Source organism: Streptomyces glomeratus (genome assembly GCF_021462825.1).
GTDB classification, from domain to species: Bacteria; Actinomycetota; Actinomycetes; order Streptomycetales; family Streptomycetaceae; genus Streptomyces; species Streptomyces glomeratus.
Genome location: NZ_JAKEEB010000008.1, coordinates 137,697 through 158,387, shown reverse-complemented (window position 1 = coordinate 158,387; position 20,691 = coordinate 137,697). Strand labels below are relative to the sequence as shown.

Annotated in this window: 17 protein-coding genes; 8 read left to right on the top strand and 9 right to left on the bottom strand. The window is 71.9% G+C overall.

What is annotated here, in order from left to right; translation table 11 throughout:
- Positions 1–69: 69 nt before the first annotated feature.
- Positions 70–813 carry an ankyrin repeat domain-containing protein gene (locus LZ604_RS12380; protein ID WP_234515089.1) on the top strand — a complete coding sequence of 248 codons (744 nt, stop codon included), beginning with the start codon at positions 70–72 and terminating at the stop codon, positions 811–813.
- A 425-nt stretch (positions 814–1,238) separates the two neighbouring features.
- Here the strand turns inward: LZ604_RS12380 and LZ604_RS12375 are convergent, their stop codons facing one another.
- Together LZ604_RS12375 and LZ604_RS12370 are read right to left on the bottom strand one after the other, a co-directional pair.
- Positions 1,239–2,150: an SDR family oxidoreductase gene (locus LZ604_RS12375; protein ID WP_234515088.1), complete on the bottom strand. Its 912-nt coding sequence runs from the start codon at positions 2,148–2,150 to the stop codon at positions 1,239–1,241.
- Positions 2,147–2,995 (bottom strand): SDR family oxidoreductase, encoded by an 849-nt coding sequence (locus LZ604_RS12370; protein ID WP_234515178.1) that lies wholly within the window; start codon positions 2,993–2,995, stop codon positions 2,147–2,149. Before LZ604_RS12370 ends, LZ604_RS12375 begins: the two co-directional genes overlap by 4 nt.
- Before the next feature lie 115 nt (positions 2,996–3,110).
- Between LZ604_RS12370 and LZ604_RS12365 the strand changes: the two genes are divergently transcribed.
- From LZ604_RS12365 to LZ604_RS12350, 4 genes are read left to right on the top strand one after another with little or no spacing between them, the layout of a single operon-like run.
- Complete coding sequence (locus tag LZ604_RS12365) at positions 3,111–3,854, top strand: enoyl-CoA hydratase family protein (RefSeq protein WP_234515087.1); 744 nt, start codon at positions 3,111–3,113, stop codon at positions 3,852–3,854.
- Positions 3,855–4,826, top strand: a complete 972-nt coding sequence (locus LZ604_RS12360; protein ID WP_234515086.1) for a CoA transferase subunit A — start codon at positions 3,855–3,857, stop codon at positions 4,824–4,826.
- Positions 4,823–5,578: a CoA-transferase subunit beta gene (locus tag LZ604_RS12355; RefSeq protein WP_234515085.1), complete on the top strand. Its 756-nt coding sequence runs from the start codon at positions 4,823–4,825 to the stop codon at positions 5,576–5,578. The genes LZ604_RS12360 and LZ604_RS12355 overlap by 4 nt, the downstream gene beginning before the upstream one ends.
- On the top strand, positions 5,578–6,639 hold the full coding sequence (locus LZ604_RS12350; RefSeq protein ID WP_234515084.1) for an NAD(P)H-dependent flavin oxidoreductase: 1,062 nt from the start codon (positions 5,578–5,580) through the stop codon (positions 6,637–6,639). The genes LZ604_RS12355 and LZ604_RS12350 overlap by 1 nt, the downstream gene beginning before the upstream one ends.
- Positions 6,640–6,775: 136 nt before the next feature.
- On the opposite strand, the gene LZ604_RS12345 is transcribed toward LZ604_RS12350, so the two are convergent.
- The 3 genes from LZ604_RS12345 to LZ604_RS12335 are packed head-to-tail and all read right to left on the bottom strand — an operon-like array spanning position 6,776 to position 9,420.
- Positions 6,776–7,933, bottom strand: a complete 1,158-nt coding sequence (locus LZ604_RS12345) for an acetyl-CoA C-acetyltransferase (RefSeq protein WP_234515083.1) — start codon at positions 7,931–7,933, stop codon at positions 6,776–6,778.
- A 47-nt stretch (positions 7,934–7,980) separates the two neighbouring features.
- Positions 7,981–8,592 (bottom strand): TetR/AcrR family transcriptional regulator, encoded by a 612-nt coding sequence (locus LZ604_RS12340; protein WP_234515082.1) that lies wholly within the window; start codon positions 8,590–8,592, stop codon positions 7,981–7,983.
- A gap of 42 nt (positions 8,593–8,634) precedes the next feature.
- Positions 8,635–9,420, bottom strand: coding sequence for an SDR family oxidoreductase (locus tag LZ604_RS12335; RefSeq protein ID WP_234515081.1), 786 nt, complete (start codon positions 9,418–9,420; stop codon positions 8,635–8,637).
- 67 nt (positions 9,421–9,487) lie between these two features.
- On the opposite strand from LZ604_RS12335, the gene LZ604_RS12330 reads away from it, so the two are divergent.
- Together LZ604_RS12330 and LZ604_RS12325 are read left to right on the top strand one after the other, a co-directional pair.
- Positions 9,488–10,627: an acyl-CoA dehydrogenase family protein gene (locus LZ604_RS12330; protein ID WP_234515080.1), complete on the top strand. Its 1,140-nt coding sequence runs from the start codon at positions 9,488–9,490 to the stop codon at positions 10,625–10,627.
- Entirely contained in the window at positions 10,627–11,583 is a 957-nt protein-coding gene (locus LZ604_RS12325) for an acyl-CoA dehydrogenase family protein (protein ID WP_234515079.1), read from the top strand. Before LZ604_RS12330 ends, LZ604_RS12325 begins: the two co-directional genes overlap by 1 nt.
- A 21-nt stretch (positions 11,584–11,604) precedes the next feature.
- Here the strand turns inward: LZ604_RS12325 and LZ604_RS12320 are convergent, their stop codons facing one another.
- Positions 11,605–12,324 carry a vWA domain-containing protein gene (locus LZ604_RS12320; protein ID WP_234515078.1) on the bottom strand — a complete coding sequence of 240 codons (720 nt, stop codon included), beginning with the start codon at positions 12,322–12,324 and terminating at the stop codon, positions 11,605–11,607.
- 149 nt (positions 12,325–12,473) lie between these two features.
- Here LZ604_RS12320 and LZ604_RS12315 point away from each other — a divergent pair, with 149 nt between their 5' ends.
- The gene (locus LZ604_RS12315) at positions 12,474–13,385 is read left to right on the top strand and encodes a rhomboid family intramembrane serine protease (protein WP_234515077.1); all 912 of its coding nucleotides are present in this window, start codon (positions 12,474–12,476) and stop codon (positions 13,383–13,385) included.
- 125 nt (positions 13,386–13,510) lie between these two features.
- On the opposite strand, the gene LZ604_RS12310 is transcribed toward LZ604_RS12315, so the two are convergent.
- From LZ604_RS12310 to LZ604_RS12300, 3 genes are all read right to left on the bottom strand, one after another.
- Entirely contained in the window at positions 13,511–14,974 is a 1,464-nt protein-coding gene (locus LZ604_RS12310; RefSeq protein WP_234515076.1) for a glutamate synthase subunit beta, read from the bottom strand.
- Positions 14,967–19,586 carry a glutamate synthase large subunit gene (gltB, locus tag LZ604_RS12305; RefSeq protein WP_234515177.1) on the bottom strand — a complete coding sequence of 1,540 codons (4,620 nt, stop codon included), beginning with the start codon at positions 19,584–19,586 and terminating at the stop codon, positions 14,967–14,969. The genes LZ604_RS12310 and gltB overlap by 8 nt, the downstream gene beginning before the upstream one ends.
- Positions 19,587–19,951: 365 nt before the next feature.
- A complete protein-coding gene (locus LZ604_RS12300) occupies positions 19,952–20,683 on the bottom strand; it encodes a VIT1/CCC1 transporter family protein (protein WP_234515075.1) in 732 nt (243 codons plus the stop codon).
- Positions 20,684–20,691 lie beyond the last annotated feature (8 nt).

Genomic DNA, 20,691 nt, shown 5'->3' with positions numbered 1-20,691 from the left:
GGCGAAGGGTGGCGCACGACACCCGATATGCCTTTGCCCACGGCCCCCTCGGCGAGCGAGGGTCGAGGCATGAACACGCACGAGCCGCCGGGGCTGTTCGCGGCGGTGTACGAAGGGGACGAGAACGCGGTCCTACGGCTGCTGCGCACGGGGACCGGTCCCGACTCGGTGGACGCCGAGGGCCAGACCGCCCTGTACCTGGCGGCGGTGAGCGACGCGCCGGGCATCGTACGGCTGCTGCTGGCGGCGGGCGCCGACCCCGACCGCCTCAGCTCGGGCGCCGACGCTCCGCTGTGCGGGGCCGCCTGCGGGGGCCACACCGAGGTCGTACGGGCGCTGCTGGCGGCCGGGGCCGCGCCGGATCTGCGGGAGGGGTACGGATTCCGGGCCCTGACATGGGCGGTGCAACGCGGGCATGCGGACGTCGTACGGGTGCTCCTGGCTGCGGGAGCGGACCCCGATCTGCCCGGCCCCGGTGGCGAGCCCCCGCTGGTGGCGGCCGCCCGTCGCGGCTCCCCCGGCTGTGTGCGGGCGCTGCTGGCGCACGGGGCGCGGGCCCGGCGGGAGGCCCTGGCCGAGGCCCGGCGCTGGCTGGCGGTGGACATCGAGGAGGAACTGCGTGCGGGCCTGGAGGCGGCGTACGGGCCGGGGCACGCGTACGTCACGAGCCGCCGGGAGGACGAGCCCGGCACGGTGACCGTCGAGGTGGCGCTCCTGCGCGACGGCCGGCCGGCGGCGGGCAACGACCGTCAGACGGGGCACCGCACGATAGCGGCCCTGCTGGAGCGGGATCCCGGCTCGCGCACGGGATAGCGGGCCCGGGCCGGCAGGCCGTCTGCGCCAGGCCTGACGGCGCCGGTGCCCCGGCCGACGCCTTACTCCTCGGCAACCCCTCTGTCATCGCCGGGCGCTAGGCCTTGACGGGGTGTCAATACGGCACTGGTCTCCACCCTCGCGGTCACCCCACTGAGGAGTCCCCTTGACGGCGTTCAACACCGAAGACGCGTTCACAGGCGCGTCGGGCCGGACCACACGCGCGTTATCCGGGCGGCACGACGGCCGCCTTCGACCGGAATGGCGCAGATGGCTGACGCTCATGGTGGTCGGCGCTCGAGACGGGGCTCAGGACGACGGACGTCTCCACCTCCACCGAGCAGTGCGGCGCGGCGGGCGACGGAACGGTGGTGCCCTGACCGCTGACGGAGTCGCCCGCCGAGGCAACCGTCATGGAACGGCCCTCATGACTCCGCCCCGTACACCGCTTGCGGCGACTCGGCCCGTGCCAGCAGCTTCCGGGCCGTTTCGCCGGCCTCGGCCGGGGTCCGGCGCGCCCTCTCCTCGGCGGTCGGGCCCCGCCGCCATCCCTCCATCACGGTGATCCGCCCGCCCTCGGCCTCGAAGACACGGCCCGTGACGCCGGCGCTCGCGGCGGAGCCGAGCCAGACGACCAGGGGGGAGACGTTCTCGGGAGCCATCGCGTCGAAGCCCGAGGCGGGGGCACTCATCGTCTCGGCGAACGTGCGCTCGGTCATCCTGGTGCGCGCGGCGGGCGCGAGAGCGTTGACCTGCACGCCGTAGCGGGCGAGTTCCGCCGCCGCGACCAGGGTCAGTGCGACGATCCCGGCCTTCGCGGCGCTGTAGTTCGCCTGCCCGACCGAGCCCAGCAGTCCCGCGCCGCTGCCGGTGTTCACCACCCGGGCGCACGGGGCGCGCCCCGCCTTCGTCTCGGCCCGCCAGTGTGCCGCCGCGTGTTTCAACACGAGGAAATGCCCCTTGAGATGGACCCGCAGTACGGCGTCCCAGTCGTCCTCGTCGAGGTTGACCAGCATCCGGTCCCGAAGGAACCCGGCGTTGTTGACGAGCGTGTCGAGGCGTCCGTATGTCTCCAGGGCGGTCGCCACCACGGACGCCGCGCCGGCTTCGGTCGCGATGTCGCCGCCGTGCGCGACCGCCTCGCCGCCGGCGGCGCGGATCTCCTCGACGACCCGCCCGGCCGGGCTTCCGGCACCGGGTGCGCCGTCCAGGCCGACCCCGAGATCGTTGACGACGACCCTCGCGCCCTCGGCGGCGAACGCGAGGGCATGCGCGCGGCCCAGCCCACGTCCCGCCCCGGTGACGATCACCACGCGGCCGTCCGCGATACCCGTCACGTCGTACCCCCTCTTGCGTCCTGGCTTCCTTTGCCCTGGATTCCTTTGTCCCGGCTTCCTTCGTCCCGGCTTCCTTCTCGGCTTGTGTCCCGGCTCTTTCCGATGGAGTCCCGGATGCCCTTGTTGACCGTCGCCGCGTCGAGGAACGCCGGCCGTTCCCCTCCGCCGTGTACGAGCAGGCTCGCGCCGGTGACGTATGCCGCGGCGTCCGAGGCGAGGAAGACGGCGGCCTCGCCGATGTCGTAGGGCTCGGCGAGCCGGCCGAGCGGGACGGTGCGGGAGACGGCCGCGATACCGTCCTCATCGCCGTAGTGAAGGTGGGACAGCTCGGTGCGGACCATGCCCACGACGAGCGTGTTGACCCGCACCTCAGGCGCCCACTCCACCGCCATGGAGCGTGCCAGGCTCTCCAGGCCGGCCTTGGCGGCGCCGTACGCGGCGGTGCCCGGTGAAGGGCGGCTGCCGCTCACGCTGCCGATCATGACGATCGCTCCGCGGGCACGCCTGAGGTGGGGATATGCGGCGAGCGAGACCGTCAGCGGGGCGAGGAGATTGAGTTCGACGACCCGGGCGTGCCGCTCGGAGCCGACGTCGGCGAGGAGCCGGTAGGGGGCGCCGCCCGCGTTGTTGACCAGGACATCGAGGCGGGGCAGCACGTCGAAGCAGTCCCGTACGGCGGCCGGGTCGCGGACGTCCAGACGGAGGAACTCGGTACCCGGCAGGGGCTTTTCGGGTGGCCGGCGGGCGCACACCAGCACATCGGCGCCGGCCGCGACGAAGGCCCGGGCGATCCCCGCGCCGACGCCGCGGGTGCCGCCGGTGACGACGGCGACTCTCCCGCGCAGGCTTGCGGCGGTCGTGCCGCTGGAGTTGTCCACAGGGCCTCCCGGCGGAATGGGATGGCTGCTAACTTCGACACGCACCTAACAAACGTTTGGTGGAAAGGTAGCTGATGTGCTCATGGGTGTCTCCACCTCGTGCCCGGAAAAAGGGGTCGCCGTCGTAGCGGTCGACTTCCCCCCGGTGAACGCGCTCCCGGTGACCGGCTGGTTCTCCCTGGCCGACGCGGTGCGGTCGGCGGGCCGCGACCCACAGGTCCGCTGTGTCGTGCTGGCCGCGGAAGGACGCGGTTTCAACGCGGGTGTGGACATCAAGGAGATACGCGCGAAGGGGGGCCGCGGGCTGATCGGGGCCAACCGCGGATGTTTCGAGGCGTTCGCGGCGGTGTACGAGTGCGAGGTGCCGGTCGTGGCGGCGGTGCAGGGGTTCTGCCTGGGCGGCGGCATAGGGCTCGCCGGCAACGCGGACGCGATCGTGGCGAGTGAGGACGCCGTCTTCGGGCTGCCGGAGCTGGAGCGCGGTGCACTGGGCGCGGCCACGCATCTGGCCCGGCTGGTGCCTCCGCATCTGATGCGCACCCTGTACTACACCTCGCGCACGGCGACGGCGGCCGAGCTGCGGGCGCACGGTTCGGTGTGGCGGGTCGTGCCGCGGGACGGCCTGCGCGGCGCCGCGCTGGAACTGGCCCGTGAGATCGCCGCCAAGGACGGAGAGCTGCTGCGGCTCGCCAAGGCCGCCATCAACGGCATCGACCCGGTCGATGTGCGCCGCAGTTACCGCTTCGAGCAGGGCTTCACCTTCGAGGCACAGACCAGCGGCGTCGCCGACCGGGTCCGGGACACCTTCGGCAAGGGGGACACATAGATGAGGGACAAGACGATGACGGCGGACGAGGTCGTCTCCCGGCTGGAGAGCGGCATGACCCTCGGCATCGGCGGCTGGGGCTCGCGCCGCAAGCCGATGGCCCTGGTGCGGGCGCTGCTCCGCTCCCGGATCACCGACCTCACGGTCGTCTCCTACGGCGGCCCGGACGTAGGCATGCTCGCGGCGGTGGGACGGATCCGCAGACTGGTCTCCGCGTTCGCGACCCTGGACTCGATCCCGCTGGAGCCTCACTACCGCGCTGCGCGTGAGGCCGGCGCACTGGAGCTGGCGGAGGTGGACGAGGCGATGCTGATGTGGGGACTGCGCGCGGCGGCGAACCGGCTGCCGTTCCTGCCGGTGCGGGCGGGCGTCGGATCGGACGTGCTGCGGGTCAACCCGGGCCTGCGGACGGTCACTTCGCCATACGGGGAGGGGTGGCCGTTCTCCGATGGGCAGCCTGCCGCCGAGCCCGGGCGGCCGGGGAGGTCCGTCGGGGAGGCCACCGGCACGGGCGCCGGCCCGAGCCCGGGCGCGGGCGCTCGGGAGTCGGGCGGCCAAGAGGAGTTCGTCGCCATGCCGGCGCTGCGGTTGGACGCCGCACTGGTCCACGTCAACCGTGCCGACCGGCGGGGCAACGGCCGGTATCTGGGCCCCGACCCGTACTTCGACGACCTGTTCTGCGAGGCGGCCGACGCAGCCTATGTCTCGTGCGAGCGGATCGTGGACACGGCGGAGCTGACGAAGGAGGCCGCGCCGCAGACCCTGCTGATCAAACGCCACACCGTGACCGGCGTGGTCGAGGCTCCCAACGGGGCCCATTTCACGTCCTGCGCGCCCGACCACGAACGGGACGAGGCCTTCCAGCGGCACTACGCGACCACGGCGTGGCCCGAGTTCGCCGAACGGTTCCTCACCGGCGACGAACACGCGTACCAGTCGGCCGTACAGGCCTGGCACCGGGAGCGGTCATGAGCCGGGTCACCCGCGCCGAGTACTGCGTGATCGCCTGCGCCGAAGCCTGGCGTGGCGAGGGCGAGATCCTCGCGAGTCCCATGGGCCCCATCCCCTCGGCAGGGGCGCGGCTCGCCCGGCGCACCTTCGCGCCGGATCTGCTGCTCACCGACGGCGAGGCGATGCTCGTGGACGTCGACGGGACGGTGGAGGGCTGGCTGCCGTACCGTCAGCATCTGGCGCTGGTCACCGGCGGCCGACGGCACGTGATGATGGGCGCCAGTCAGATCGACCGCTTCGGAAACCAGAACATCTCGTGCGTCGGCGACTGGGCGAGACCCCGGCGACAGTTGCTGGGGGTGCGCGGGGCGCCGGTCAACACCCTCAACAACCGGACCAGTTACTGGATCCCGCGGCACTCACCTCGGGTGTTCGTGGAGCGGGTCGACATGGTCTGCGGGGTGGGGTACGACCGCGCGGCCCGGCATCCCGCCACCGCACGCTTCCATGACGTCCGGCGGGTGGTCTCCGACCTCGGCGTCTTCGACTTCGCCACCCCTGACCGCTCGATGCGGCTGGCCTCGCTCCACCCGGGGGTGACCGTGGAGGAGGTGCGGGCGGCGACGGGCTTCGAACTGACGGTCCCGGGCGAGGTGCCCGCCACGCGGGAACCGACGCCACGGGAACTGCGGTTGATCCGTGAGGTGATCGATCCGGAGGGGATACGGGAGCGGGAGGTCCCGGATCGAGTCGCCGAGGGCGGAGGGCGCTGATGGACACGGCGCTCACCCGGCTCGTCGGTGTGCGGCACCCCGTGGTCCAGACGGGGATGGGCTGGGTGGCGGGGCCGCGTCTGGTCTCCGCCGCGGCGAACGCGGGGGCGCTCGGTGTCCTGGCCTCCGCCACCATGACGGCCGACCGGTTGCGGGAGGCGATACGGGAGGTGAGGGCGCGGACGGACGCACCGTTCGCGGTGAATCTGCGCGCGGACGCCGGGGACGCGGGCGACCGGGTGCGGATCATCATCGAGGAGGGTGTGCGGGTCGCGTCCTTCGCGCTGGCGCCGTCCCGTGAGCTGATCTCCGAGCTGAAGGCCGCGGGGGTGGTCGTGATCCCGTCGGTGGGCGCCCGGCGGCATGCGGAGAAGGTGGCCGCCTGGGGCGCGGACGCCGTCGTCGTGCAGGGTGGCGAGGGCGGCGGTCATACCGGCGAGGTGGCGACGAGCGTGCTGCTGCCGCAGGTGGTGGACGCCGTGGACATACCGGTGGTCGCGGCGGGCGGCTTCCACGACGGGCGGGGGCTGGTCGCGGCGCTGGCGTACGGGGCGGCGGGCGTCGCGATGGGCACGCGGTTCCTGCTGACCTCGGACTCGACGGTTCCGGACGCGGTGAAGGCGCGGTATCTGGCGGCGACGGTGCGGGACGTCACGGTGACGACGGCCGTGGACGGGCTGCCGCACCGGATGCTGCGCACCCCGTTCGTCGACTCGCTGGAGCGTGCGGGCCGGGCTCGGGCGCTGGTGCACGCGGTGCGCCGGGCGGCGGGCTTCCGGAAGCTGTCGGGACTGACGTGGCCGGACATGGTCCGCGACGGCCTCGCCCTGAGGCACGGCAGGCAGCTGAGCTGGAGCCAGGTCCTGCTGGCCGCGAACACGCCCATGCTGCTGAGGGCCGCGATGGTAGATGGGCGGACGGACCTGGGGGTGATGGCGTCCGGGCAGGTCGCCGGGGTGATCGACGACCTGCCGTCGTGCGCGGAACTGGTGGACCGGATCATGAGGGAGGCGGAGGAGCTGCTGAAGGCCTTGGCGCGGTTCGACGGCCCCGGTCACTGACGGCCCGCGCCCCGCGCAGGCGCAGGGGCGGACGAGCGGGCCCGGCAGCGCATCCGCCCGGGCCCGTCGGGCGGCGCCCACCACCCGCCGGTCGGCCCCGCCCCACCACCACCCGCCGGGCGGCGGTCGGGTCCGCTCAGAGGCGTTCGATGATCGTCACATTGGCCTGGCCTCCGCCCTCGCACATGGTCTGGAGGCCGAAGCGGGCGCCCGTGCGCTCCAGTTCGTGGAGCAGGGTGGTCATCAGCCTGGCGCCGGTGGCGCCCAGGGGGTGGCCGAGGGCGATCGCACCGCCGTTGACGTTGACCTTCTCCGGGTCGGCTGCGGTCTCCTTGAGCCAGGCGAGCACGACCGGGGCGAAGGCCTCGTTGATCTCGACGAGGTCGATGTCGTCGATCGTGAGGCCGGTCTTCTTCAGGGCGTGCGCGGTCGCGGGGATGGGTGCCGTCAGCATCCGGATCGGGTCCTCCCCGCGCACCGAGAGGTGGTGGACCCGGGCGCGCGGCGTCAGCCCGTGTTCCCGTACCGCCCGCTCGGAGGCCAGCAGCAGGGCCGCCGCGCCGTCGGAGACCTGCGAGGAACAGGCGGCGGTGACGGTGCCGCCCTCCAGGACCGGCTTCAGCCCGGCCATCTTCTCCAGCGAGGTGTCCCGGCGCGGGCCCTCGTCGACCGTGACGTCCCCGTAGGCGGCGATCTCCCGGTCGAAGCGGCCCTCGTCGATCGCGCGGAGGGCCCTGCGGTGCGAGCGCAGCGCGTACTCTTCCTGGTCGCGGCGGCCGATGCCCCACTTGGCGGCGATCAGCTCGGCGCCGTGGAACTGGTTGACGGGCCGGTCGCCGTAGCGGGCCCGCCATCCTTCGCTGCCCGCGAAGGGGCCCTCGGTGAGCCCCAGCGGTTCGGCGGCCTGGCGGGAGGCGAAGGCGATGGGGATCTGCGACATGTTCTGGACGCCGCCCGCGACCACGAGGTCCTGGGTGCCGGAGAGCACGGCCTGCGCCGCGAAGTGCACGGCCTGCTGGGAGGATCCGCACTGCCGGTCGACCGTCACTCCCGGCACCTCCTCGGGCAGCCCGGCCGCGAGCCAGCAGGTGCGGGCGATGTCCCCGGCCTGCGGCCCGACCGTGTCCAGGCAGCCGAAGACGACATCCTCCACGGCGGCCGGGTCCACACCGGAACGCGCCACCAGGGCCTTCAGCACATGGGCGCCCAGATCGGCGGGATGGACGCCGCTCAATCCGCCCCGGCGCCGTCCGACGGGCGTGCGGACCGCTTCGACGAGATAGGCCTCGGCCATGGTCAACTCCCTCGCATTGGACGGACGTCACATACGGTCAGGTACGGCTAGGCGCGCACGGCGATCCCGTCGAGCACCATCGACAGGTACTGCCGGGCGATCTCCTCCGGACTGTGCTGTCCCCCGGGCCGGTACCAGGACGCGGCGACCCAGACGGTGTCGCGCACGAACCGGTAGGTGAGCCGGACGTCGAGGTCCGACCGGAAGACCCGGGCGGCCACCCCGCGCTCCAGCGTGGACAGCCACGCCCTCTCGAACTTGCGCTGGGACTCGGCGAGGAACGCGAACCGTTCCTGCGCGGCGAGCTGCCTGGACTCCTTCTGGTAGATCGCGACGGCCGCGCGGTGCCGGTCGATCTCCCTGAAGGACTCGGTGACCAGCGCCTCCAGGGTCTCGCGGGGGCCGAGTTCGGACTCCAGGACCGTGTCGTAGCCGTCCCAGAGCTCGTCGAGGAACGTGCGCAGGATCTCCTCCAGCATCGACTCCTTGGAGTCGAAGTGGTAGTAGAGGCTGCCCGCGAGCATCCCGGCGTGGTCCGCGATCGTGCGGACGGTGGTGGCGTTGTAGCCCTGTTCGGCGAAGACCTCCGCGGCGGTGTCGAGGAGTTCACGGCGGCGGGCGGGCGCGGCGGCCACCTGGGGCTTCTTCTTGGTCGGCACGGATCCATTGTGATCCCGAGGGGGCTGGTCCATCGCACGGCTCTAGGGGTGCCGGCTGCTGACCGCGACGACCTCGCCGGTCATGTAGGAGGAGTAGCCGGAGGCCAGGAAGACGATCACGTTGGCGACTTCCCATGGCTCCGCGTGCCGCCCGAAGGCCTCGCGTGCGGTCAGCTCCCGCAGCAGCCCGGGCGTCGTCACCTTCGCCAGATGCGGGTGCAGGGCGAGGCTCGGGGAGACGGCGTTGACCCGTACCCCGTACTCGGCGGCCTCCATGGCGGCGCAGCGGGTCAGGGCCATGACCCCTGCCTTCGCGGCGGCGTAGTGGGCCTGTCCGGCCTGGGCGCGCCAGCCGAGCACCGAGGCGTTGTTGACGATCACTCCGCCGCCCGTCTCCCTCATCGACCGCAGGGCCGCCCGGGTGCACCGGAAGGTGCCGTTCAGCGTCACGTCGAGCACCTTCGACCACTGCTCGTCGGTCATGTCGGCCAGCGTGGCGGTGCCGCCGAGGCCGGCGTTGTTGACGACGATGTCGAGTCGGCCGTGCAGCCGGACGGCCGTGTCGAAGAGGGCCGTCACCTGGGCGTCGTCGGTGACGTCGCAGACGGCCGACGCCACCGCCCCGGCGAACTCCCGGCCCAGCTCGGTCTCGTACTCCTGAAGCCGGCGCGCATGGGCGTCGCTGATCAGCACGCGCGCGCCCTCCTCCAGGAACCGCCGTGCGGTCGCGCCCCCGATGCCCGCACCGGCCGCCGCGGTGATCACGGCGGTGCGGCCCCGGAGCAGCCCGTGACCGGGCACGTACGCCGGACTCTCGACGGCTGTCATGGGTCCACGCTAACCTACCAAACACTTGTTAGGGAAGCCGGATGCCCGCCTTCGAAGGGTGCCGCCCGTGGATCTGACCCACTCCCCCGCCGACGAGGCCTTCCGCACCGAGGCCCGGTCCTGGCTGGCCGCGCATGTGCCTTCGACACCGCTGCCCTCCCTGGAGACCGGGGAGGGGTTCGCGGCCCACCGGGCCTGGGAGACGGAACTCGCGGCGGACCGCTGGTCGGTGGTGTCCTGGCCGGCCGGGTACGGCGGACGCGACGCGGGTCTGCTGCGGTGGCTGATCTTCGAGGAGGAGTACTACGCGGCTGGCGCTCCGGGCCGTGTCGGGCAGAACGGCATCAGCCTGCTGGCGCCGACCCTGTTCGCCCACGGCACCGAGGAGCAGCGGGCCCGGGTGCTGCCCCCGATGGCCACCGGCGAGGTGATCTGGGCGCAGGCGTGGTCGGAGCCCGAGGCCGGCTCCGACCTGGCCTCGCTGCGGTCCAGGGCCGTACGCACCCGGGGCGGCTGGCTGCTTAAGGGGCAGAAGACCTGGTCGTCGCGGGCGGCCTTCGCGGACCGTGCGTTCGGTCTGTTCCGCAGCGATCCGGACGCCCCCAAACCCCACCAGGGCCTGACCTACCTCATGTTCGACCTGCGCGCTCCCGGGGTGACGGTCCGTCCGATCGGCCGCCTCGACGGCAAGCCTGCCTTCGCCGAACTGTTCCTGGACGATGTGTTCGTGCCCGACGAGGACGTGATCGGCGAGCCGGGCCGGGGCTGGCGGATCGCCATGTCGACGGCGGCCGACGAGCGCGGACTCACCCTCCGCTCCCCCGGCCGCTACCTCGCCGCCGCCGAGCGGCTGCTCGCGCTCTGGCAGGCGCACGGCGGCCCGGCCTCGATGGGCGACCGGGTGGCCGACGCCCTGATCGGCGCCCGCGCCTACCAGCTGTTCACCTACGCGGCCGCCTCCCGCTTCCTGGACGGCACGCCGATCGGGCCCGAGGCCAGCCTGAACAAAGTGTTCTGGTCCGAGTACGACCTCGTGCTGCACGAGACCGCGCTCGATCTCCTGGGCCGGGAGGGCGAGGTGGCGGACACCCGCTGGGCCGAGGGGTATGTGTTCTCCCTGGCGGGCCCCCTCTACGCCGGCACCAACGAGATCCAGCGCGACATCATCGCCGAGCGTCTGCTCGGATTGCCGAAGGGCCGACGCTGATGCGTTTTCTGCTCACCGATGAACAGCGGGCGTTCGCACGCTCGTTGGACGCCCTGCTGACCGCCGCCGACACCCCGTCGGTCGCCCGGGCCTGGAGCGCGGGCGAGCACACGGCCGGGCGGGCGCTGTGGTCCCGGATCGCCGGGGCCGGCGTCTTCGCGCCGGCGGTCCCGGAGGCGTACGAGGGGATGGGCCCGCTCCCCGTGGAACTCGCCGTGGCCTTCGTTGAGCTGGGCCGCCACGCGGTGCCGGGCCCGGTGGTGGAGACGGTGCTCGCGGCGGCCCTGCTCTCCGGGGCGCCCGAGCATGCCGCGCGGCTGCTGCCGCCGCTGGTCTCGGGCAAGGCGATGGCCACGGTGGGCTCGGCGTACGCGCTGGACGGGGACACGGCGGATGTCGTCCTGGTCCTCGCGGACGGGAAGGTGTGGCTGTCGCCCGGCTGCCGTCCCGAGGTGCGGCCGTCCCTGGATCCCGCCCGGCGGCTGGCCGTCCCGCTGCCCGGCGGCGAGCTGCTGTGCCCGGCCGTCCCCCCGGACGCCGTCGGCTGGGCGCGCCTGGCCACGGCCGCGCAGGCTCTGGGCGTGGGTCTCGCCCTGCTCGACCGGACCGTCGCGTACGTGGGGCAGCGCATCCAGTTCGGGGTGCCCATCGGCTCGTTCCAGGCGGTCAAGCACCGGCTGGCCGACGCCGCGATCGCCCTGGAGTTCGCACGGCCGCTGCTCTTCGGGGCCGCGCTGTCGATGGCTCCGGCGGACATCGCCGCCGCCAAGGTCGCGGCGTGCGAGGCGGCGTACGCGACCGCCCGGACCGCACTCCAGTTGCACGGAGCGATCGGATACACCGCCGAGTACGACCTGTCCCTCTGGCTGACGAAGGCCCGCGTGCTGCGCGGGGCGTGGGGGACGCCCGCAGAGTGCCGGGCCGCCGTCCTCAGGGGCTTGCGTTTGCACGGGTGAGGAGCGGCGCGGCCCGCGCGGTCACGGCACGATGCCCTCGGCCCGTGCCGCCGCCAGCCACTGCGGGAACCCGGCCACCAGCCGGTCGTACAGCTCGGCGTCGGACATCCGCCGCGGGTCCGGTCCGGCGTGGAAGAACCCCGCGTTGTCGACGACGCGTGTGCGCGGCACCGGCAGCTCGTCGAGCTTGCGCAGGAAGTCGAACTGTTTGCTGTCCGGGTCTCCGAACCCGATGAACTGCCAGAACAGGGGCAGCCGCGCCGCCTTGCACAGATACCGTTCCGCGGCGGTTCTGCTGAGGGGGCCGCCGTCGGTCTGGAAGACGACGAGGGCGGGGTCCCGGGAGCCGCTGTCCAGGTAGTGGTCGATGACGGCGTCCATCGCCAGGTGGTAGCTGGTCTTGCCCATGTGTCCGAGCCCGGCCACGATCCGGTCGATCCGCCCGTGGTGGTCGGCGAGGGAGATGTCGGTGACGGCGTCGACGTCCGTGGAGAAGAAGACGACCGGCACGCTGCCGTCGTCGTCGAGGTGCGCGGACAGCCCGAGCACCCGCTCGGCGAGCGCCTGCACGCTGCCGTCCTTGTAGTACTGCCGCATGGATCCGGAGTAGTCCACCACCAGGTAGACGGCGGCCCGCTGCCCGTCCAGCCCGTGCTTGGCCAGGGACACCCCGGCGGTCCTGTACAGGCCGACGAGTCCGGGAGCGGTCTCCTCGAGCTTGCGGAGGCTGATCGCGGCCATACGGGACTCCCTTGTGCAGGCGGGGGCGGGGAGCCGACGTTACGCCACCGACGCCCCTCGCTGATCACCGTTCCCGCGAGTTCGCTAGTTTGTTCGCCGCCGTCCCCACCGGCTCACCTTCATCCGCCCCCCCGTCCGAGGAGCCGGCCGTGGAGCCCGAATCCGCCGTCACCACCTGCTACCGCCATCCCAAGGTGGAGTCCTACGTCCGCTGCACCCGCTGCGACCGCTACATCTGCCCGGACTGCATGCGGGAGGCGGCCGTCGGCCACCAGTGCGTGGAGTGCGTCAAGGAGGGTGCGCGGTCGATCCGGCAGGCGCGTACGGCGTTCGGCGGCCGGATCACCACGGCGCCCGTGGTGACGTATGTCCTGATCGGCCTGAACGTCCTGGCCTATCTGGGCGAGTTGGTGCGTCCGGCGATCGTGGACCGGTTCTCGATGCTGGGCGCGGATCTTCGGGGCCCGGACGGCGGCCACTACCTGTGGCAGTACCCGTACCCCCCTGAGCTGCACGCGGAGGGTGTGGCCGGCGGTCAGTGGGAGCGGCTGCTGACCGGCGCGTTCCTGCATCTGCCACCCCTGCAGGGGACGTTCGGCATTCTGCACATCGTGATGAACATGGTGTCGTTGTGGAACGTCGGCCGGGTGGTGGAGGCACAGCTGGGCCGCGTCCGCTACCTCGCGCTCTACCTGCTGTCGGCCCTCGGCGGCTCGGTGCTGATCCTGCTGATCGCCCCGGGCACCCACACGGTCGGCGCGTCCGGCGCCATCTTCGGGCTGGGCGCCGCCTACTACGTGATGGCCCGCCGTCTCGGCGCCGACATGAGCACCGTCAACCGCTACATGACGGGCCTGCTGCTGTGGCTGGTGATCTCCGCGGGCCTGACCTCCTGGCAGGGGCACCTCGGCGGCCTGCTGGCGGGCGGGGTGGTGACCCTGGCGTACGCCTACGTTCCGCGCGGCCCGCGCCGCGGCCTGCTCCAGGCGGCCGCCTGCGCCGCACTGCTGGTCCTGCTGGTGCTGCTCACGGTCGGCAAGGTCACGGATCTGACGGGCTGAGCCCTTCGGCACATGCGACGGCGCCTGCCCGTGGTCCGGTCGGGGACTGGGCAGGCGCCATCTGTGTTCCGCACGCCTTTGTACGGAAACGTAGGTGAGTGACCGTCAGGTCACGCGGTGGTGCCTCAGACCGCGAGGGCGCGGTCCGTCGGGCGGATGGGGGCCGGCAGTTCGCTGACACCCGTGAGGTAGCGGTCGACACCGCGGGCCGCCGAGCGGCCCTCCGCGATCGCCCAGACGATCAGCGACTGGCCACGGCCCGCGTCACCGGCGACGAACACGCCCGGCACGTTGGTCTGGAAGTCGGCGTCGCGGGCGATGTTGCCGCGCTCGTCGAGGTCCAGGCCGAACTGCTCGACCAGGCCGTTCTCCCGGTCGGTGCCGGTGAAGCCCATGGCGAGGGTGACCAGCTGGGCGGGGATCCTGCGCTCCGTGCCCGGCTTCTGGGTCAGCTTGCCCTCGACGAACTCGACCTCGGCCAGGTGCAGCCACTGCACGTTGCCGTCCTCGTCGCCCTCGAAGTGGGTGGTGGAGGCGGCGTAGATCCGCTCGCCGCCCTCCTCGTGGGCCGAGGTGACCTTGTAGAGGATCGGGAAGGTCGGCCACGGCTGGCTGACCGGGTGCCGCTCGTCGTTCGGGCGGGGCATGATCTCCAGCTGGGTGACGGAGGCCGCGCCCTGGCGGTGGGCCGTGCCCACGCAGTCCGCGCCCGTGTCGCCGCCGCCGATCACGACCACGTGCTTGCCCTCGGCCGAGATCGGCGCGGTCACGTAGTCGCCCTCCTGCACCTTGTTGGCCAGGGGCAGGTACTCCATGGCCTGGTGGATGCCCTTGAGCTCGCGGCCCGGGACCGGGAGGTCGCGTGCGGTCGTCGCGCCCGCGGCGATCACCACGGCGTCGTACCGCTTGCGCAGGTCCGTCGCCTTGAGGTCGCGGCCGATCTCGACACCGGTACGGAAGCGGGTGCCCTCCGCGCGCATCTGCTCGATACGGCGGTTGATGTGCCGCTTCTCCATCTTGAACTCGGGGATGCCGTAGCGGAGCAGACCGCCGACGCGGTCCGCGCGCTCGTACACCGCGACCGTGTGACCGGCCCGGGTCAGCTGCTGGGCGGCGGCCAGACCGGCCGGGCCCGAGCCGATGACCGCGACCGTCTTGCCGGACAGGCGCTCGGGGGCCTGCGGCTTGACGGTGCCGCTGTCCCACGCCTTGTCGATGATCGAGACCTCGACGTTCTTGATGGTGACCGGCGGCTGGTTGATGCCGAGCACACACGCCGACTCGCACGGAGCCGGGCACAGCCGGCCGGTGAACTCCGGGAAGTTGTTGGTGGCGTGCAGGCGCTCGGACGCCTCGGCCCAGTCCTCGCGGTAGGCGTAGTCGTTCCACTCGGGGATCAGGTTCCCGAGCGGACAGCCGTTGTGGCAGAACGGGATGCCGCAGTCCATGCACCGGCTGGCCTGCTTGCTGATGATCGGCAGCAGCGAGCCGGGAACGTAGACCTCGTTCCAGTCCTTGACGCGCTCGCCCACCGGGCGGGACGTGGCGACCTCGCGGCCGTGCGTCAGGAAGCCCTTGGGATCAGCCATTGGTCGCCGCCTCCATCATCTTCTCGGTGATCTCGGTCTCGGAGAGACCGGCTCGCTCGGCGGCGTCCTTGGCGGCGAGCACTGCCTTGTAGGTGCTGGGGATGATCTTGCTGAAGCGCTCCACGGCAACGGACCACTCGGCGAGGAGCTTCTCGGCGACCGTGGAGCCGGTCTCCTCGGCGTGGCGGCGCACCACGTCGTGCAGCCACTGCTTGTCGGCGTCGTCCAGGGCCTCGACGGAGCCGTGGTTGCCGGCGTTGACGTTGTCCCGGTCCAGGTCGATGACGTACGCGATGCCACCCGACATACCGGCCGCGAAGTTGCGCCCCGTCTCGCCGAGCACGACCGCGCGTCCACCGGTCATGTACTCGCAGCCGTGGTCGCCCACGCCCTCCGACACCACCAGGGCGCCGGAGTTGCGGACGCAGAACCGCTCGCCGGTACGACCGCGCAGGAACAGCTCGCCGCCGGTCGCGCCGTAGGCGATGGTGTTGCCCGCGATCGTCGAGTACTCGGCGAGGTGCTCGGCGGCACGGTCCGGGCGCACGACGATCCGGCCTCCGGACAGGCCCTTGCCGACGTAGTCGTTGGCGTCGCCCTCCAGGCGCAGGGTGACACCGCGCGGCAGGAACGCGCCGAAGGACTGGCCCGCCGAGCCGGTGAAGGTGATGTCGATCGTGTCGTCGGGCAGGCCCGCGCCGCCGAACTTCTTCGTCACCTCGTGGCCGAGCATGGTGCCGACCGTGCGGTTGATGTTGCGGATCGCGACCTGGGCGCGCACCGGCTGGGCCTCGGCCTGGGAGTTCGCGGCCAGGGCGTCGGCGGCGAGCTTGATCAGCTCGTTGTCGAGCGCCTTCTCCAGGCCGTGGTCCTGGGCGACGACCTGGTGGCGCACCGCGCCCTCGGCCAGCTCGGGCACGTGGAACAGCGGCTGCAGGTCCAGGCCCTGCGCCTTCCAGTGGTCGACTGCGCGGGTGACGTCGAGCGCCTCGGCATGGCCGACGGCCTCCTCGATGGAGCGGAAGCCGAGCTCCGCCAGCAGCTCGCGGACCTCCTCGGCGATGAACCGGAAGAAGTTCACCACGAATTCGGCCTTGCCGGCGAACCGCTCGCGCAGCACCGGGTTCTGGGTCGCGATGCCGACCGGGCAGGTGTCCAGGTGGCACACGCGCATCATGACGCAGCCGGAGACGACGAGCGGTGCGGTCGCGAAACCGAACTCCTCGGCGCCGAGCAGCGCGGCGATGACGACGTCACGGCCGGTCTTCAGCTGGCCGTCGGTCTGCACGACGATGCGGTCGCGCAGCCCGTTGAGCAGCAGCGTCTGCTGGGTCTCGGCCAGGCCCAGCTCCCAGGGACCGCCGGCGTGCTTGAGGGAGGTCAGCGGGGAGGCACCCGTGCCGCCGTCGTGGCCGGAGATCAGGACGACGTCCGCGTGGGCCTTCGACACACCCGCGGCGACCGTGCCGACACCGACCTCCGAGACCAGCTTCACGTGAATCCGCGCCTGCGGGTTCGCGTTCTTCAGGTCGTGGATCAGCTGGGCCAGGTCCTCGATGGAGTAGATGTCGTGGTGCGGCGGCGGGGAGATCAGGCCGACACCCGGCGTCGAGTGCCGGGTCTTGGCCACCCACGGGTAGACCTTGTGGCCGGGCAGCTGGCCGCCCTCGCCGGGCTTGGCGCCCTGGGCCATCTTGATCTGGATGTCGTCCGCGTTGACCAGGTACTCGGAGGTCACGCCGAAGCGGCCGGAGGCCACCTGCTTGATCGCCGAGCGGCGCGCCGGGTCGTAAAGGCGCTCCGGGTCCTCGCCGCCCTCGCCGGTGTTGGACTTGGCGCCCAGCTGGTTCATGGCGATGGCGAGCGTCTCGTGCGCCTCCTTGGAGATGGAGCCGTACGACATGGCGCCCGTGGAGAAGCGCTTGACGATCTCGGAGACCGGCTCGACCTCGTCGATGGAGATCGGCGCGCGGTCGGACTTGAATCCGAACAGGCCGCGCAGCGTCATCAGGCGCTCGGACTGCTCGTTCACGCGGGCCGTGTACTTCTTGAAGATGTCGTAGCGGCCGGTGCGCGTGGAGTGCTGGAGGCGGAAGACCGTCTCCGGGTCGAACAGGTGCGGCTCGCCCTCGCGGCGCCACTGGTACTCGCCACCGATCTCCAGCGCGCGGTGCGCGGGAGCGATGCCGGAGGCTGGGTAGGCCTTGGCGTGACGGGCGGCGACCTCCTTGGCGACGACGTCGATGCCGACGCCGCCGATCTTGGTGGCCGTGCCGTTGAAGTACTTGTCGACGAAGGCCTCGTCCAGGCCGACGGCCTCGAAGACCTGGGCGCCGCGGTAGGAGGCGACGGTCGAGATGCCCATCTTGGACATGACCTTCAGGACGCCCTTGCCGAGGGCGTAGATCAGGTTGCGGATGGCCTTCTCGGGCTCGGCCCCCGGCAGGAAGGTGCCCGCGCGGACCAGGTCCTCGACGGACTCCATCGCCAGGTACGGGTTGACGGCCGCGGCGCCGTAGCCGATGAGCAGGGCGACGTGGTGGACCTCGCGGACGTCGCCGGCCTCGACCAGCAGGCCCACGTGGGTGCGCTGCTTGGTGCGGATGAGGTGGTGGTGGACGGCCGCGGTGAGCAGCAGCGAGGGGATCGGCGCGTGCTCGGCGTCCGAGTGCCGGTCGGAGAGCACGATCAGACGGGCGCCGTTCTCGATGGCGGCGTCGGCCTCGGCGCAGATCTCCTCCAGGCGCGCGGCGAGGGCGTCACCGCCGCCGGAGACCCGGAACAGACCGGAGAGCGTCGCCGCCTTCATGCCGGGCATGTCGCCGTCGGCGTTGATGTGGATGAGCTTGGCCAGCTCGTCGTTGTCGATCACCGGGAAGGGCAGCACAACGCTGCGGCAGGAGGCCGCGGTCGGCTCCAGCAGGTTGCCCTGCGGGCCCAGCGACGAGCGCAGGGAGGTGACCAGCTCCTCGCGGATCGCGTCCAGCGGCGGGTTGGTGACCTGCGCGAACAGCTGGGTGAAGTAGTCGAACAGCAGACGCGGGCGCTCGGAGAGCGCGGCGATCGGCGAGTCGGTGCCCATGGAGCCGATCGGCTCGGCGCCGGTCTTGGCCATCGGCGCGAGGATGACGCGCAGCTCCTCCTCGGTGTAGCCGAAGGTCTGCTGGCGGCGGGTGACCGAGGCGTGGGTGTGCACGATGTGCTCGCGCTCGGGCAGGTCACCCAGCTCGATCTCGCCGGCCTCGAGCCACTCGGCGTACGGCTTCTCGGCGGCGAGGGACGCCTTGATCTCGTCGTCCTCGATGATGCGGTGCTCGGCGGTGTCGACGAGGAACATCTTGCCGGGCTGCAGACGGCCCTTGCGGACCACCCTGGCGGGGTCGATGTCGAGGACGCCGACCTCGGAGCCGAGGACGACGAGGCCGTCGTCGGTGACCCAGTAGCGTCCCGGGCGCAGGCCGTTGCGGTCGAGCACGGCGCCGACCTGGGTGCCGTCGGTGAAGGTGACGCAGGCGGGGCCGTCCCAGGGCTCCATCATCGTGGAGTGGTACTGGTAGAAGGCGCGCCGGGCCTGGTCCATGGACTCGTGGTTCTCCCACGCCTCCGGGATCATCATCAGCACGGAGTGCGGCAGGGAGCGGCCACCGAGGTGCAGGAGTTCGAGCACCTCGTCGAAGGAGGCGGAGTCGGAGGCATCCGGCGTACAGATCGGGAAGATCCGCTCCAGCTTCTCCTGGGGGCCGAACAGGTCGGAGAGCAGCTGGGACTCGCGGGCGCGCATCCAGTTGCGGTTGCCCTTGACCGTGTTGATCTCGCCGTTGTGGGCGACGAAGCGGTACGGGTGGGCGAGCGGCCAGCTCGGGAAGGTGTTCGTCGAGAAGCGCGAGTGGACCAGGGCGATGGCCGAGGCGAAACGGCGGTCGGACAGGTCCGGGAAGAAGGGCTCCAGCTGGCCGGTGGTCAGCATGCCCTTGTAGACGATCGTGCGCGCGGACAGCGACGGGAAGTACACCCCGGCCTCGCGCTCGGCGCGCTTGCGCAGCACGAAGGCCCTGCGGTCGAGGTCGATGCCCTTGCTCGCTCCCCGGGACTCCGTCCGGGAGGTGCCCTCGGTCACGAACAGCTGACGGAAGACGGGCATGGTGGAGCGGGCGGTGGCGCCCAGCAGCTCGGGGGCGACCGGCACCTCGCGCCAGCCGAGGACGGTCAGGTCCTCGTCCGCAGCGATCGTCTCGATATGCGAGACGGTCTCGGCGATACCGTCCTCGGGCAGGAAGGCGATGCCGACGGCGTAAGCGCCCGCCTCGGGCAGTTCGAATCCGGCCACCTCACGGAAGAAGGCGTCGGGCACCTGGCAAAGCAGGCCGGCGCCGTCACCGGAGTCGGGCTCGGAGCCGGTGGCACCGCGGTGCTCCAGGTTGCGCAGAACCGTGAGCGCCTGCTCGACCAGCGCATGGCTCGCCTCGCCGGTGAGGGTGGCCACGAAGCCGACGCCACAGGCGTCGTGCTCATTGCGGGGGTCGTACATACCCTGCGCAGCAGGGCGAGCATCCATGAAGGACCAGTTCTGGCCATTCGCGGAGTGCTGGGACGGCTGGCGCGGCGTACGCATCGGCTCTCCCGTCGTCGTCATGTGGCATGTGCAGTGCCGAGGGACGACGTTGGCCCTCTGCGTCAGGTGCGAAATTTCGTGCAGGTTACATGATGGAGTGGTGCTCGGGAAGCGGATAGTCCGTTCCAGCATGCGGACACCTGCCGTGCGTGGCGCGGGTGCCACGCACGGCGATGGAAGTCAGGGGGCGCAAGCGGACAGATCGGTGTCCGTCGGGCCGGATGAGGCGGGCGTCGTCGCCCACCGCGGGGGGTGCGGCGCAGGCGTCATTGCCCGCGGCGCTTACGGCTCATGCCCGGTCGTCAAGCAATCGAAACCGTGGAGTAACGACTACTTATACGGTCCCTCGCATAAGTAGCGTGCTTCTATCCTACGGCGGTACCGAACAGGCTGCCCAGGGCGTACGTCACACCCGCCGCGGCACCCCCCAGGGCGAGCTGCCGCAATCCGCTGTACCACCAGGACCGCGCCGTCACCTTGGCCACGACCGCGCCGCAGGCGAAGAGCCCGAGCAGGGCGAGCAGCACGGCGGGCCACAGGGCGTGGGCACCGAGCAGATACGGCAGGACGGGCAGGAAGGCCCCGAGCGCGAAGGAGCCGAAGCTGGAGACGGCGGCCACCAGCGGGGAGGGCAGGTCGCCCGGGTCGACACCCAGTTCCTCGCGGGCGTGTATCTCCAGGGCCTGCTCCGGGTCTCGGGAGAGCTGCCTGGCGACCTCGCGGGCCAGCGCGGGCTCGACCCCGCGGGCCTGGTACAGCGCCGCCAGCTCCTTCTCCTCGTCCTCCGGATGCTTGCGCAGTTCCCGGCGCTCGACCGCGAGCTCCGCCTCCACCAGCTCGCGCTGCGAGGCGACGGAGGTGTATTCACCCGCGGCCATGGAGAAGGCCCCGGCGGCCAGGCCCGCGAGACCGGTGATGATGATGGTCTGCTGGCCGACGGAACCGCCGGCGACACCGGTCATCAGGGCGAGGTTGGACACCAGCCCGTCCATGGCACCGAAGACGGCCGGGCGCAGCCAGCCTCCGTTGACATCCCTGTGGGTGTGGTTGTCCCGGTGCGCCTCGTGCAGTGTCGCCTCGGTCTCGATGATGGCCATGCCCGGTC